Annotated in this window: 11 protein-coding genes and 1 pseudogene; all 12 read left to right on the top strand. The window is 45.6% G+C overall.

Annotation, left to right across the window (positions count from 1 at the left end; all coding sequences use genetic code 11):
* The first annotated feature begins 35 nt into the window (after positions 1-35).
* The 12 genes and pseudogenes from NCY57_RS09435 to NCY57_RS09490 all read left to right on the top strand — a co-directional run bounded on the left by NCY57_RS09435 (position 36) and on the right by NCY57_RS09490 (position 15004).
* Entirely contained in the window at positions 36-1592 is a 1557-nt protein-coding gene (locus NCY57_RS09435) for an ABC transporter substrate-binding protein (RefSeq protein WP_173739366.1), read from the top strand.
* A gap of 1 nt (position 1593) precedes the next feature.
* Positions 1594-2397, top strand: a complete 804-nt coding sequence (locus NCY57_RS09440) for an ABC transporter ATP-binding protein (protein ID WP_173739365.1) — start codon at positions 1594-1596, stop codon at positions 2395-2397.
* Complete coding sequence (locus NCY57_RS09445; RefSeq protein WP_173739364.1) at positions 2397-3161, top strand: ABC transporter ATP-binding protein; 765 nt, start codon at positions 2397-2399, stop codon at positions 3159-3161. The genes NCY57_RS09440 and NCY57_RS09445 overlap by 1 nt, the downstream gene beginning before the upstream one ends.
* A 158-nt stretch (positions 3162-3319) precedes the next feature.
* Positions 3320-3814 (top strand): GNAT family N-acetyltransferase, encoded by a 495-nt coding sequence (locus tag NCY57_RS09450; RefSeq protein ID WP_118368486.1) that lies wholly within the window; start codon positions 3320-3322, stop codon positions 3812-3814.
* An 84-nt stretch (positions 3815-3898) separates the two neighbouring features.
* On the top strand, positions 3899-5239 hold the full coding sequence (locus NCY57_RS09455; protein WP_243164923.1) for an MBL fold metallo-hydrolase: 1341 nt from the start codon (positions 3899-3901) through the stop codon (positions 5237-5239).
* 188 nt (positions 5240-5427) lie between these two features.
* Positions 5428-6615: pseudogene (locus NCY57_RS09460) on the top strand (endonuclease Q family protein); the annotation flags it as partial.
* Positions 6616-6804: 189 nt separating this feature from the next.
* Entirely contained in the window at positions 6805-7272 is a 468-nt protein-coding gene (locus tag NCY57_RS09465) for a metallophosphoesterase family protein (protein WP_022427149.1), read from the top strand.
* Between the two features lie 272 nt (positions 7273-7544).
* Positions 7545-7907, top strand: coding sequence for a CidA/LrgA family protein (locus tag NCY57_RS09470; protein ID WP_015525571.1), 363 nt, complete (start codon positions 7545-7547; stop codon positions 7905-7907).
* On the top strand, positions 7904-8596 hold the full coding sequence (locus tag NCY57_RS09475) for an LrgB family protein (RefSeq protein WP_173739363.1): 693 nt from the start codon (positions 7904-7906) through the stop codon (positions 8594-8596). Before NCY57_RS09470 ends, NCY57_RS09475 begins: the two co-directional genes overlap by 4 nt.
* A gap of 281 nt (positions 8597-8877) precedes the next feature.
* Positions 8878-13503 carry a leucine-rich repeat protein gene (locus NCY57_RS09480; protein WP_173739362.1) on the top strand — a complete coding sequence of 1542 codons (4626 nt, stop codon included), beginning with the start codon at positions 8878-8880 and terminating at the stop codon, positions 13501-13503.
* Between the two features lie 241 nt (positions 13504-13744).
* On the top strand, positions 13745-13999 hold the full coding sequence (locus NCY57_RS09485) for a hypothetical protein (RefSeq protein ID WP_059086214.1): 255 nt from the start codon (positions 13745-13747) through the stop codon (positions 13997-13999).
* An 18-nt stretch (positions 14000-14017) separates the two neighbouring features.
* Positions 14018-15004, top strand: coding sequence for a helix-turn-helix transcriptional regulator (locus NCY57_RS09490; RefSeq protein WP_173739361.1), 987 nt, complete (start codon positions 14018-14020; stop codon positions 15002-15004).
* Positions 15005-15107: the final 103 nt, after the last annotated feature.

Consider the following 15107-nt stretch of genomic DNA (forward strand, 5'->3'; position numbering starts at 1 on the left):
AAATAAACATAACAGAGAAAGTGAGAGCGGAGATTATGAAGAAAAAGATTCTGGCAGCAGTGCTTGCAGCGGCAATGGGCATGAGTATGACAGGAGTTTCGGCAGCAGCAAAAAGCAAAGAAAAGAGTGAAGGAACTACCTTTGTTTACGGAACTACCGGATATAGTGAAGAAATGGGAGATGCAGGATTAAACCCTCACGACAATTATTCCGGATGGAGCTGTCTTCGTTATGGCGTAGGAGAAACACTGTTTAAGTACAATGACAACATGGAGGTAGAGCCATGGCTTGCTACAGACTATGAATTTACAGACGATAATACAGTAAAGATCACCCTTCGTGACGGTGTGAAATTTTCCAGCGGAAGAACCATGGACGGAGAAGCGGTAAAGGAATGCCTGGAGGATCTGATCGCAAACCATGACCGTGCACCTTACGATATGAAGATCGATAAGATCGAAGCAGATGGAATGACAGTAACGATCCATACTTCCGAACCATGTCCGGCACTGATCAATTATCTCGGTGATCCATATGGTGCTATCATTGATATGGATTATGGCGTACAGGGAGAGGGCGGCTCTGCAAATGTGGCAGGAACAGGCCCTTATGTTGCAACAGAGGTATCTCCAACAGAGATTAAGCTGGTAAAAAATGAGGATTACTGGGGCGGAGATGTAAAGGTAGACAACGTTATCGTAAAATCCTTCTCAGACGGAAGTGCCCTGACAGCAGCATTACAGACAGGCGATATACAGGGAACCTATGGACTTCAGTATGATAACTATGCGCTTTTTGACGGAAATCCGGACTATCAGATCAGCTCTGTAGCAACAAGCCGATGTTTCTTCGGACAGTTTAATATGAAGTCTGAACTGATGCAGGATCAGAATGTGAGAAAAGCCATTGAGATGGGAATCGATAAGGATGGCTTCTGCAGTGTGATCATGGAGGGACGAGGTGTTCCGGCAGTGGGAGCCTTCCCAAGCAGCTTTTCCTATGGAAACGATGCAGTAAAGGCACCGTCCTATGATCCGGAAGAGGCGAAAAAGCTTCTGGAAGAATCCGGATGGACAGATACGGATGGAGATGGCTATGCAGATAAGGACGGAAAGAAGCTGTCCATCACATGGCTGACCTATCCAACCCGTCTGGAACAGCCTAAGCTTGCAGAATATGCACAGTCCACTTTAAAGGACATCGGAATTGAGGTCGATGTCAACAATACAGCAGACCATGCGACGTATGCAAAGAATGGAGAATTTGATGTATATGTAAGCTCGCTTACAACTGCACCTACTGGTGATCCGGAATATTTCTTCACAAGTACAGTTGTATCTGATGCTGCCAAAAATTATGGCAAATACAGCAATTCAGATCTTGATGATATCGTAGCGAAGCTGCATGAGACCTTTGATACAGATGAGAGAGGCAAGCTTGCTGTGGAAGCACAGCAGACCATTCTGGATGATGATGCGTATTTCTTTGTTTCTCATTTGAATATGGGACTTGTGTCAAAGTCAAATGTATCAGGGCTGACTGCTCACCCATGTGATTATTACGAGATCACGGCAGATCTGGAAGTGAAATAAGATGGAATCATTGTTGAAGCTTGAGCATGTGACGATCTGCTACAACGGAGAACCGGTTGTACATGATGTGGATCTGGAACTGAATAAAGGGGAGATCCTGGGGGGGGTAGGCGAATCCGGAAGCGGAAAAAGTACCATCATCAAGGCAATCATGGGACTTCTGGGAAATGAAGGCATGGTGACAGAAGGAGATATCTGGTACAAGGGAAAAAATGTGGTGGATATGCCGGAAAAAGAATTGCGCAGACTTCTGGGCCCTGAGATCGCCATGGTCTTTCAGGATTCAGGGGCAGCCCTTTGTCCCATCCGCACCGTAGGCGATCAGATCTATGAGAGTATGCGGGAGCATGAAAGGATCAGTCGTAAAGAGTGTACGGAGCGCGCCGTCCGGATGATGGCTAAGATTGGCTTCAAGGATGGGGAACGTGTTTTGCAAAGCTACCCATTTGAATTGTCCGGCGGTATGAATCAGCGTGTGGGAATCTGTATTTCCATGCTGCAGAATCCGTCGCTTCTTCTGGCAGATGAGCCTACCAGTGCCCTGGATGTAACCATACAGAAACAGGTAGTTGAGGAAATGCTACTGATGCGTAAGGAATACGGAACAGCCATGATCGTTGTCACACACAACATCGGTGTGGTGGAAAAAATGGCAGATAAGGTTCTGGTACTGAAAAACGGAAAGGTGAGGGAATACGGAAAAACAGCTCAGGTTCTGACAGATCCGGAGGATCCCTATACAAAAGAGCTTATGAGTTCGGTACCTCGTTTGAAACGTACAGGTACCGGAAATGGAGGCAGATGATGACAGAAAATAAAAACATTCTGGAAGTACATCATTTGAAAAAAAGCTTCACCACCGGTAAAAAATCCTTCACGGCTGTAGAAGACGTAAGCTTTTCTCTGAAAACGGGGGAAGTATTAGGAATCGTAGGTGAATCCGGCTCAGGAAAAAGCACTGTGGCGAAGATGATCACACATCTGACAGAACCCACCGCCGGAGAGATTTTTCTCATGGAAAAGGATATCACACATGCAAGGGGAAAAAATCTCCGGGAAATCTACCGGGAAATGCAGATGATTTTTCAGACACCGGCAGAATCCTTTGACCCCAGATGCACTCTTGGGGACGGAATCGGGGAAAGTCTCCGGAATATGGGGATAAGTAAGAAGGAAACCAGGAACCGTGTGGAAAAGCTTCTGCTTACCTGCGGACTGACTCCGGAATATGCAGACCGGTATCCCCATCAGGTCAGCGGAGGGGAGTGCCAGAGAGCGGCTATTGCCAGATCCCTGGCTGTGGAACCCAGAGTGCTGATCTGTGATGAAGCAACCAGCGCCCTGGATGTGACTGTGCAGAAACAGATCATGGAGCTGCTTCAGAAGTTAAAAAAAGAAAACCAGCTGTCCTTTCTTTTTATCTGCCATGATCTGGCCCTTGTCCAGCTGTTCTGCGACCGGGTGATCGTGATGCATGACGGACATGTGGAAGAGGAAGGGACACCGGAAGAGATCATTGAGCATCCGAAGACAGAGTATACGGAGCAGCTGATCCGGTCAGTGCTGTGATAATGACAGATAAAAACAAAAGAACGAAGCCCTCAGTAGTGTGAAGACTGAGGGCTTTTTTGCAGGTTACACGTTGACGCATTTTCCCTCACCCGATATAATTAAAAAAGAATCGAAACCGGATGAAAACGGAATAAATATAGAGGAGACCACGAAAAATGGCAGAAAATTTACAGATCAGACTGGCAGATCCCGGTGAGGCGGATCGTCTGGCAGAGATCGAGGCAATCTGTTTTCCACCTGCGGAGGCAGCAAGTCATGAGGAAGTTGTGAAGCGTATGGGAGCATTCCCGGAGAATTTCGTTGTAGCAGTAAAGGATGAGCAGATCGTAGGCTTTATCAACGGAGGAACCACAGATAAACCAGTACTCCCGGATGAATTTTATCATGATATCACGCTTCACAGAAAGGACGGGGACATCCAGACGGTATTCGGACTGAATGTGATCCCGGAATACCGTCATCAGGGGATCGCCGGAGAGCTTGTGGAATATTTCAAGGAGCTTGCGAAAGAGCGCGGAAAAAAAGCTCTGATCCTTACCTGCAAGGAGCATATGATCCCATTCTATGAGAGCCACGGACTGAAGAAGCTGGGTGTGGCAGATTCCTGTCATGGCGGAGCAACCTGGTATGATATGCAGATCTGGTTCTGAGAAATGAAGACAGTAACAGAAGAAAAAAGAAGAGTCAGCTGCAAAAACGAAGGTCAGCTGAATAAGAAACCAGAGGAAAAATAAATGAGAATACGAATGTACAATGTGGGGTTCGGAGACTGTTTCTGTATCCGTGACAGAAAAAGCAGCCTGCTTGTGGATTTCGGGGCAGCCAACAGCAAGATCGAAGGGCGGCCACGGAGAGAGGTTTTTGATGTGATCATCTCAGATCTTACCACTATCCGCAAAAAAAATCTGCTTCTGACACATTTTCATCCGGACCATGTTTCCGGATTGCTTTATATGATGCGTTACCGAAGAGATGCCTACGAATTTGAAAAGATCTATCTTCCGGATGTATTTTCCAGTCCGGAAATGAAATACACACTGGCGCTTCTGCTCCTTGCGGATGTGACAAAAAAGGCCAGCCTTCCCGGAAGACGTGTCAGCCTTTTTGCCCTTGCAGAAGCTCTTTGCGCCAGAAGGGTAAAGATCGACCTTTTATCCAGAGGCTCAGAGTTTGAGGGAAAATATACAGCGCTCTGGCCGGATCTCAGGGAAGTCAGCCGGGAAACGGAGGGCGTATTTAATTCCCTGATCGAGAATCATGAAAATGCAATGACCGAGCTTGTGAACATTGCGGAGGAGGTACGTCAGCTGTTCCTGTCCATGACAGAGGAGATGCCGGAAGCAGAGCAGAAATCTGCTCCACTGTCTGAGGCATCTTTGGTGGAAGAGGATACAGAGGAATCCGAGCGCTCTTTGACAGGACAGACAGAGCCTGGTGGGGAAAACGAAGGATATACGCAGGAGAAGCTGGAGCTTATAATGGAAGATACAGGCGCAGCAGCTGAGGATACAGCAGAGGTTCCGGAAGAAGCCGAAAAAGAGAGAGCACGTCGCCTTAAACCGGAAAAGCTGGAAAAGAAATTCCGTGAATTACAGGCAACCGAAGAATTTCAGGCACTTCTGGAAAGTGCGGAAAAACAGGGGCATTTTCTGCGTCAGTTCCGCCACAAGATCAGTCTGGCATTTCAGAATACTGGCGACGGAGAGCTGAATCTTCTGTTTACCGGAGATGTACAGCCACAGTACATGAGGATGATCGCAGAAAACTATGATGGGAGGATTCCGCTTCATGAGCATTACTGGTGTATCAAGGTACCACATCATGGTACGGAATCCCATTTCTTTGATTTCAGCAGCTTCTCCCCGGAGAATATGATGATCCCCAACGGAGCCTACTACGACAACAGCAAGAAGAAATCCAAGAATCAGCGCACTTCCATGCAGTATGGCGGTTTATTTTATATTAATGACGCGCATATGTATTGTTCCAACTGTGACTGCTGTGACAGCTATGAGAACGGATGCTCCTGCAGGGAGTATGATGTGATATCACCATCGTATTATAAAGATATCTGATCATGTTACAGATGGATTTCTGTTGAGTTATATACGATCCGGTCATTCATGCAGACAAAGAAGACGGTAATTTCTTTGTCTGCGTTTTTGTTAAAAAGACAGGATGTACATGTGGACAGAGGAAAAGAGATACAGGAGGAAAAGTTTTGAAACAGATCGCAGACCTGCACATACATTCCAGATATTCCATGGCAACCAGCAAAGATGGCACGCCGGAGATGCTGGATCTCTGGGCGCGGAAAAAAGGGATTACACTCCTTGGAACCGGAGATATGACACATCCCATCTGGCGGCAGGAGTTGAAGGCGAAGCTGATCCCTGCAGAACAGGGACTGTTCCGGCTGAAAGATGAATATGTTTTGCCGGAGGCGTCACGCTATCCTGAAAAAGCACCCAGATTTGTATTGTCCGGTGAGATCAGTTCCATCTATAAAAAAGGCGGAAAAACCAGGAAGGTGCACAGCTTGATCCTGCTTCCGGGATTCAATGAGGCAGATGCTTTTGCCGCAAGGCTGGAAAAGATCGGAAATATCCATTCAGACGGACGTCCTATCCTTGGCCTGCCCTGTCATGATCTTCTGGAGATCATGCTGGAAGTCAGTGAGGAAGGCATGTATATTCCGGCGCATATCTGGACGCCACATTTTTCCCTGTTTGGGGCAAAGTCCGGTTTTGATACCATAGAAGAGTGCTTTGAGGATCTGACTCCGTACATTCATGCACTGGAAACCGGACTGTCCTCAGATCCAGTGATGAACTGGCAGATTTCGGCGCTGGATGGATATCAGCTGGTATCACACTCTGATGCACATTCCCCGTCAAAACTTGGACGGGAAGCAGATCTTCTGGATATTGAGCTTTCCTACCGGGGCTTGTGGAATGCGGTGCAGAAGGGAGAAGGACTTACGGGCACCATCGAATTTTTTCCGGAAGAGGGAAAGTATCATTATGACGGACACCGGAAATGCGGCGTCTGCCTGAGCCCGAGAGAGGCAGAAAAGTATAATGGTATCTGTCCGGTGTGCGGAAAGAAACTGACCATGGGTGTGGATCACCGGATCCTGCAGTTATCTGACCGTGACGAGAGTTCAGCGGCCATGCCGGAAAGCGGCCGCCCATATGAAAGCCTGATGCCGCTGCCAGAGGTGATCTCCGCCTGCGTGGGATTTTCCACGGCAAGCAAAAAAGTTCAGGGACAGTACGAGGCTCTGCTTGAGAAACTAGGTGCAGAATTTACCATATTGAGAGAGGTTCCGCCGGAAGATATCCGAAAAGCCGGCGGAGAAGTTCTGGCGGAAGGCATCCGGCGGCTCCGTGCAGGAGAAGTGTTGCGGAAACCGGGATCTGACGGAGAATATGGAAAAATAGAATTGTTTTAAGCGAAGCAGGTAAGTCCTCTGCGGGATTGCGAATATCGGCTTGATCCAATTAAGAAAATTTCTGAAATGGTGTGAAAAGAAGCAGCTGTTAAATATTTATGTATTGTGAAGAGTATTGCCGGTCATAGCGTGAGCTGCAAAAGGTAAAAGGCGATAATGATAAAGGATTGGAGCAGGATAGAGATCATGAAAGAAAAAATCGGCATTATATCAGACACTCACGGTCTTTTGCGGCCGGAGGTACTGGAAATCTTAAAAGACTGCAAATACATTCTTCATGCCGGAGATGTCAATAAAGATGAGATCCTGGATGTACTGCGTTCCATGGGGAATCTCTATGTGGTCCGTGGAAATAATGATAAAGACTGGGCGGAAAATCTCCGCACCAGTCTAAGCTTTACCATTGGCGGCGTAAAATTTTTTATGGTTCATAACAAAAAAGACGTTGCGTGGGAGCTGGGGGACACACAGGTGGTCATCTTCGGGCATACTCACAAATATTTTGAGAAGATGATCGATGGCAGACTGTGGCTGAATCCGGGAAGCTGTGGAAGAAGCCGCTTTGGCGGAGAGGTTACCATGGCGGTGATGACTGTGGAGGATGGCAAATATCAGGTGGAAAAAATCATTTTGGCGGAAAATTCCAGGAAATGATCATAACCCTGTTTATAGATCCTTTTATGCAGAGCTGTTTCTGTAGATTACTGGAATACGCTGATGCATAAAAGGATTTTTTGTATTTTATTGGATACAATCCTTGTAATTTTGGATTTGTAGCGTATAATAAAAAAACGTTTAAAACAAAAGTGGTCTTACCACTTTTGAAAAATTCGTTTGAGCGCAGACTTTGAACGCAGCTGCGTTCATGAGTATGCAGTAAAGCAAAATGTGAATATGCGCTTTACATGAATCAGGAGGGATGCAACATGAAGCATGTGCAGCAGTTCAGCATCATCCTGTTGATTTCCGTCATTGGAGAATTACTGAAAACTTTTCTTCCACTTCCGGTACCGGCCAGTGTCTATGGATTGATCATTATGCTGGTGGCTTTGCTCACAGGTATTCTGAAGCTGGATCAGGTCAAAGGTGCGGCAGATTTTCTGGTTGAGATCATGCCGGTGATGTTTGTGCCGGCTGGTGCGGGACTGATCACAGCCTGGAGTACTCTGAAACCGATCTGTGTACCGGTTCTCATCATGACGTTTATCAGCACGGTGATCGTAATGGTCGTAACAGGAAAAGTAACACAGGGAGTGATCCGTATGGGAAAGAGAGGAACTGAAAAATGATGGAATTCATAAAAAACTCCGCATTTTTCGGAGCAATGATAAGTCTGATCGCCTATGAGATCGGTCTGATCCTGAAAAAGAAGTTTAAAATGGCAATCTTTAATCCGCTTTTGATCTCGATCATCTGTGTTATCGGTGTTCTTTTGATCTTCCATATTGATTATGATGATTACAATGAAGGTGGAAAATATATCAGCTATCTGCTGACCCCGGCAACAGTCTGTCTGGCAGTGCCCCTTTATGAGCAGATCCATCTGCTGAAAAAAAATCTCAAGGCAGTGGTTGCCGGGATCTTTTCCGGAACGCTGGCCGGGCTTTGCAGCATTCTGCTTATGGCGAAATTGTTTGGCTTTGATCATCAGGAATATGTCACCATGCTTCCGAAGTCTATCACAACTGCTATCGGAATGGGTGTTTCCGAGGAGCTTGGCGGTATCGTGACCATCACCGTTGCCGTGATCATCATCACAGGAGTTCTGGGAAATATGATTGCAGAGGTTGTCTACAAGATCGCAAAGATCGAGGAGCCGATCGCAAAGGGCCTTGGACTTGGAACATCTGCCCATGCCATCGGAACTGCCAAAGCCATGGAGCTTGGCCCGGTAGAAGGAGCTATGAGCAGCCTTGCCATTGCCGTAGCCGGATTGCTTACGGTTGTAGGAGCGTCTGTGTTTGCGGGAATGATGTAAAAGGAGATATCATTGGGGATTTCAAATGCCCTTTCAAAGTGTTACATTTTACAAGTCTGTCGTTTACGGCAGGCTTTTTTTGTTGTTCGTTGGTAATATCCCGCGAAGCGTGTTACTGAGAACGGAGTGAACAGCAACGTTTTTTTTATTGTCATGGGAAAAAGGGTGAGAAATAAGTTGCGGTAGTAATGTGATAACATGTATACTGTACTTAAAAGGTTATAAGTGTTTTGCAGAATATATATAAACACTCATGACAACAAAATAATGGAGGAGTGCATATGAAAAGAAAGATGACAAGTGCATTGTCACTGTTCCTGACTGCGGCAATGCTTGGCACCAGTGTGCCTTCTGTGGTACTGGCAGAAGATTTCAGCCAGCAGCCGGACGTGCAGTGGGACAGCGAAGCGGTGGATGAAACTGCAGATCCGGAAGAGCAGGATCAGACAGAAGAAGTAACCAGTGGTATTTCTGTTTCCGACAACAATTCGGAAAATAGTTCAGAATACATGGGAACGGGAGCCGGAGATGATTTTACGTCGGATGTAACAGAAGAACCGGAAGATAAGACAGAGGAATCCGGGGAATCATCAGAAGAACAGGATCAAGATCAGAATCAGAATGGTGCGGCAGATGGGGCCGAAGAGATTTCTGAGGAAACGGAAGAACTTGCGTCACCGGAGACTGAGGAGCCGGATCAGCTGGAAGAGGAGAAGTTATCCGATGATCAGCTGGACGGAGCGGAGGAACTGGTTTCAGCAGGAGAAAGCAGTGCGACGGGGATCGTTGCTTCGGGAAATTGCGGACCGACACATGATATAGGGGGAACAGGAGTTGCAATAAACAAAGACGGTTCCAATATAACGGATACAGCAAAATGGACGCTGGATTCCCAGGGAACATTAACGATATCTGGAAGTGGAGAAACTACAAGCTATATGTGGAGCTATTCCGATGGGCTTGAGCTGAAAGAAGTACAGCCCTGGGCCGCTTATGATGATCAGATCCGGAAGGTAGTCATAAAAGAAGGAATCACAGAGATTGGAAATTTCAATTTTATGAAATGCAAAAATCTTGAGAGTGTACAGCTTCCAAGTTCTTTGAAAAAAATCTGGGAACGTGCGTTCTGGAAATGCGAATCGCTGAAAGAGATAAAGATTCCAGACAGTGTTGAGGTTATTGCAACGCGTGCTTTTTCGTCCTGCGAAAAGTTGAAATCGGTACAGCTTTCCAAAAATCTTACAGGGATTGCGGAGGGCTTGTTTTATAATACCGGATTAACGAAAGTTATTATTCCAGAAGGAATAAAAAGTATAGATGACAGAGCTTTTGGCGTGTGTGAGGAGCTAAAAGAAGTTACCCTGCCGAAAAGTTTGCAAACAATTGGATGTCAGACATTTGCATACTGTGACTCGCTGACAGCTGTTACATTACCGGATTTACTGGAAACTCTTGATCAGGAAGCTTTTTATTCCTGTAAAAACCTGAAAACTGTAAAATTTGGAAATAATCTGAAAGAAATCGGAGTATGTGCATTTGAAAATTGCGACTCACTGAATAATATCGTATTGCCAAATTCGCTGAAAACTATCGCTGAAAGAGCTTTTTTTGGATGTTCGTCACTGACATCTGTTAAATTTGGCGACAACATTACAGAAATAGGTGAACGAGCTTTGGGCAGCGGCAGGATTAAGGAACTGATACTTCCAAGGAATCTTAAAGAACTGGGAGAGTCGGCAATTAATACATCGTCTTGTACAAAGATCGTTGTGTATAAGAATCTTCAGAAAGTAGGAAAATATGCACTGGCATCATTTGGCAGCTGCGCTGTGCATGGAGAAAGTTTCAACGGCGTTTATTATCCTGGAACAGTAGATAAAGTGGACTTTTATTATGAAGGCACCAAAGCACAGTGGGAGAAGATTTCAAAAGATACAGAAGTATTTGGCGATTATGATTGTAGTTATTCCTGGCCAAGAGTCCCACATTATCATAGTGATCATTGTATCCGTTTCCACTATGGAACCACAAAATATCAGAGCCAGAGCCACAAGATCACGTTTAACAAAAATGCAAAGAACGCAACTCTGAAAACCACCTCAAAACAGGTAAAGACCAACAGCAAATACGGCACACTGCCAACTCCAACACGCAGAGGATATTATTTCCTTGGCTGGTACACCAAGGCATCCGGCGGCAGTAAGGTAACTGCGTCTAAGGTGTTTAAGCTGACAAAGAACCAGACGCTTTATGCACACTGGACGAAGGCGGATCTTGGCAAAGCAACGGTGACTTTGGCAAAAAACAGCTTTACATGGAATGGAAAGGCACAGACACCGGCCGTAACTGTGAAATTCCAGGGAGCAACCCTGAAAAAAGGCACCCATTATACGGTTTCCTGCATCAAAAACAAAGAGCCTGGAACCGCAGTGCTCACGGTCAAGGGAAAAGGTCTTTTTGGAAAAACAAAGAAGACCGTAAAATTTACGATCACAAAAGCCACACAGACGATCAGTGCCGGTGGAATGATCTGCAAACCTTCCCAGAAGGGAAAAACCGTGACACTGAATGCAACCGTAAAGAACAGTGATGGCACAAAGCTTCACTTTTACAGCAATTCCAAGGCTGTGCAGGTTGTGAATAAGGATAAAAACAAACTGAAACTGGCTGGGGTGGGAGCTGCTGTGATCACGATCAAGGCCGATGAGACGAAGCACTATAAAGCAGCAGTTAAAAAAGTAAATGTAATACAGCAGGGCGCACAGAGCATCCAGCTGAAGCAGCAGAGCTTTTTGAAATATGATAAGACAAAAGGTGTATATGTATTAAGTAAGGAGATTTTCAGTCAGGCACTGCAGATTTCTGTAAAAGGTAATGCGGCTTATTCCTGTTCTGTGGAAAACAGCGCAAAGACTTCCGCATGGCTGGATAAGAATATGCGTCTTACTGCAAGCGGAAACGGTATATTTACCCTGAATGTTTCCACGAAAACAAGTGCGGATAAGATTTATCCGGCTGCTTCCAAAAAGTTTTATATTTCCATAAAAGGAATGGCGAATTCCGCATCTGCAAACTGGAATTACAAAGTGGAAAGTGACGGCAAGATCACGCTCCTTAAATACATCGGAACAGCGACAACAGTAAAAGTTCCGGATACGATCACTCTGGATTCCAGAAAATTTAATGTAAAAGCTATCGGAGAATCTGCTTTTGCAGGAACGAAAGTAAAAAAGGTTTCCATTTCTGACAAATATATGAAATCTATCGGAAAGAGTGCCTTCAAAAACTGCAAATCCCTGCAGGAAGTACGTCTTGGTACAGGTATCACATCCATTGGCGCAGGAGCCTTTTACGGCTGCAGTGCCCTTAAGACAATTGCGTTCCCTGATGGACTTAAGGTGATCGAGGCGGAACTTATGAAAGGCTGCAGCGGACTTTCCGGAGAGATCTATCTTCCGAGATCGCTGACAACGATCCGTAAGAATGCGTTTGAAGGCTGTACAAAGATCAGTGAGATCATGATCTTTACATTCTTAAGTTCTGTGGAGAGCAATGCATTTAAAAACTGCAACAGCCTGAAGAAAGTTTATTTCTCAGGAGCAAAAGTGAGATGGAATGGTATTAAATTTGCCGCAGGAAATGAGAAAATTACAGGCGCACAGATCATCTGTAATGCGGGCGGCGGCAATACAGCCTATGAGGTTACGGATATCACAACCGAGATGCTTTTGCGACAGTATCCGGAGTATCTGAAAAACGAGGGATACAGCAAGATCCTGAATGATCTGCAGAATGACTGTTTTTCCATTATGAGCGGACATACAAGCGGAACCTTCAGCGATGAATGGTGGGCTGCCCTGAAATCCGAGATGCAGCAGGGGCATGTAGCACTGATCAAAGCAGTTCTGGAAGACCCGAAATTTACAGAAGAGAAGGTGAACAGAAGCCTGGCACTGGAACTGGTTGTGGATACTGCCGAGTACTCCATAGATGAGGATCTAAGCGGAGGAATCCAGGATGGGCTTCAGAGAGCATATAAAGTGCTGAAAAAGTTTAAATCCGGCGGTGATAAGATCTTTAAAGACGGAGATACCATGAAAAAAGCTGCCCAGGAGCTTGGCGGAACCGGATGGATGACAGAGGAAGAAGCCCTGAAGATGCTGCAGTATATGAATGGATATAAGGAGCTTCCGCTGAAACCGGGACAGACAAAACCGGATACAGTGCAGAGATGGGATCATGTGCAGTCTGTTTTTGACGGAGCGGATATTGCCATCGATGCAGTGGACTTCCTGATGACATTTCTGACTGTCCAGGCAGTGGGACAGAAGCTCGTAGATCGTGTGATCAGTCAGCTTCCGTCAGACAGCGGCCTGTATAATGGTGTTGTGCAGCTGAAACAGTATATGAACCAGCCGATGTCCATACTTATGAAGGATTTCCTGGCAGACCAGGTTGAAAAGAATGCGATCTGGCTCTTTGATAAGAAAGCACTTGCCCCAATGTGGGAAAACAGTGTCAATCTTGCGGAAGTTGTAGGAGTGGCAGATAAGATCTGCAAAGCCGTAGCGTTTATGATGGACTGCCCGACGCTGGAAGACTACAATAAGGCATGGTTCTCTTTAAATAATGCGATGGTGCTTCGGTTACAGGTGGACAGACTGAGAGCACAGCTGATCGCGGCAAAGAATGCCGGGACAGAAAATATACAGCTGGAAGACGATTATAAACTGATGATGAAGATGTATCTGAGCTGCCTGAAAAAAACAGGTCGCTATGTGGCAAAAACCATGGCAGATCCGTATGTCCTGAATGCGAAATTTGCCCGGTTTGATTCTTCACTTACCTATGAGAATTATATTCTGACCTGTAAGTGGGGACTGGCTGACAGTGGTGTGCTGAAATAAATAGCGGTTGCGGATAAAAAAAGAATGCTGTTTGTCGGAGTGACCGGCAGGCAGCATTCTTTTTTTGTGGATCTTAAAGACGAACATATTTTTGTATAAAATAAACAAATGTTCGGAAAAACCATATTTGTACCGTTTTATTGGACTAAAAATGAGCTATAATGCAAACATACAGAAAATATGTTTGGAAAATATGTTCGATAAATCGTGAGACGAACATAGGACAGGGAGGATGGATCTTATGTGGAATACAGAGAGCAGCAGGAAGGCAGTATTGGCAGAAGGAAGATATGTGGAAGCTGAGAACGGACATTGCGGCAGACAGAAGCTTTCTTCAGGAATGGCAATGGTACTGGGCGCACTTCTTACAATGGAGATCATGCTTGGCGGGGCGATGCTGTTTAATTTTGATTTCCGCGGAGCAGATATCGTTGCTGTTGTATTGTCATTCATGGTATTATATTTTGCAGTGGTAGCATCACTGACAGACAAGTAGCAGAACGGAGGAGAAAGGATGCCAAGGGTCTTTAACCAGAAGATTAAAATTTTATATCTGATGCGCATTTTTCTGGAGCAGACGGACGAAGAGCATCCGATGTCTGTGAAGGAGCTGATCTCCTATCTGAATAGTCTGGGGATCAGTGCAGAGCGTAAAACTGTCTATGATGATATTGAAACCCTGCGGAATTTTGGAATGGATATCCTGAACCGGCGGGAGCACCCGGCCGGTTTTTATCTTGCCAGTCGGGAATTTGAGCTTCCGGAGCTGAGACTTCTGGTGGATGCAGTACAGTCCTCCAGATGTATCACCAATGGGAAATCCCGACAGCTGATCAGGAAGCTGGAGAGCCTTGCCAGTGTTTATGAGTCCAGACAGCTGCGGCGACAGGGATTTGCAGAGAACCGTATCCGGACTATAAACGAGAATGTGTATTACAGTATTGATATGATCCAGCGTGCATTAACTGAGGACAGGCAGATTTCTTTTCAATATTGTGAATGGACTGTGGAGAAGAAGCTGCGTCCGGAGAATGAGGGGGAACGATATTCGGTCAGTCCCTGGGGACTTGTATGGCAGAATGAGGAGTATTATCTGGTCACTTACGACGAGAAGTGTGGAAGGGTTAAGCAGTATCAGGTAGATAAGCTCCAGCAGATCCGTATAGAGAAGGAAGTGCGATGCGGCAGAGAATTTTTTGAAAATTATGATATAGGGGAGCTGACATCCAGGACCTTCGGGATGTTTGGCGGAAAAGAGAAAACCATATGTCTGGAAGCACATAACCGCTTGGTCGGGGTGGTGCTGGATCGGTTTGGCAGAGATATTATGATACACAGGAAGGATCCTGAACATTTCAAAACACTGGTTCGTGTAAATATCAGTGACCAGTTCTTTGGCTGGATAGCCAGTCTTGGCCCGGATGCGGTGATCGTGTCACCGGATGAGGTTCGCGATAAGTACCGGGAATTTCTTGAGAAAAGTCTTTCTAATTACAAATGATAAATATATGATAAAGAAAATCTGTATATAATAAAGATTCAGGAAAATTCACTCCTGAGTCTGCAGGTTTTCAACAGAAATAATATATAAAAAAATAAATGAA

This window comes from Blautia sp. MB18-30 (assembly GCF_023669475.1).
GTDB lineage: Bacteria > Bacillota > Clostridia > Lachnospirales > Lachnospiraceae > Blautia_A > Blautia_A fusiformis.

Excerpts from the sequence above, each read along its gene's own strand:
- NCY57_RS09455 (WP_243164923.1), top strand. The coding sequence starts at position 3,899 with ATGAGAATACGAATGTACAATGTGGGGTTCGGAGACTGTTTCTGTATC.
- NCY57_RS09470 (WP_015525571.1), top strand. The coding sequence starts at position 7,545 with ATGAAGCATGTGCAGCAGTTCAGCATCATCCTGTTGATTTCCGTCATT.
- NCY57_RS09440 (WP_173739365.1), top strand. The coding sequence starts at position 1,594 with ATGGAATCATTGTTGAAGCTTGAGCATGTGACGATCTGCTACAACGGA.
- NCY57_RS09490 (WP_173739361.1), top strand. The coding sequence starts at position 14,018 with ATGCCAAGGGTCTTTAACCAGAAGATTAAAATTTTATATCTGATGCGC.
- NCY57_RS09435 (WP_173739366.1), top strand. The coding sequence starts at position 36 with ATGAAGAAAAAGATTCTGGCAGCAGTGCTTGCAGCGGCAATGGGCATG.
- NCY57_RS09450 (WP_118368486.1), top strand. The coding sequence starts at position 3,320 with ATGGCAGAAAATTTACAGATCAGACTGGCAGATCCCGGTGAGGCGGAT.
- NCY57_RS09485 (WP_059086214.1), top strand. The coding sequence starts at position 13,745 with ATGTGGAATACAGAGAGCAGCAGGAAGGCAGTATTGGCAGAAGGAAGA.
- NCY57_RS09480 (WP_173739362.1), top strand. The coding sequence starts at position 8,878 with ATGAAAAGAAAGATGACAAGTGCATTGTCACTGTTCCTGACTGCGGCA.
- NCY57_RS09445 (WP_173739364.1), top strand. The coding sequence starts at position 2,397 with ATGACAGAAAATAAAAACATTCTGGAAGTACATCATTTGAAAAAAAGC.
- NCY57_RS09465 (WP_022427149.1), top strand. The coding sequence starts at position 6,805 with ATGAAAGAAAAAATCGGCATTATATCAGACACTCACGGTCTTTTGCGG.
- NCY57_RS09475 (WP_173739363.1), top strand. The coding sequence starts at position 7,904 with ATGATGGAATTCATAAAAAACTCCGCATTTTTCGGAGCAATGATAAGT.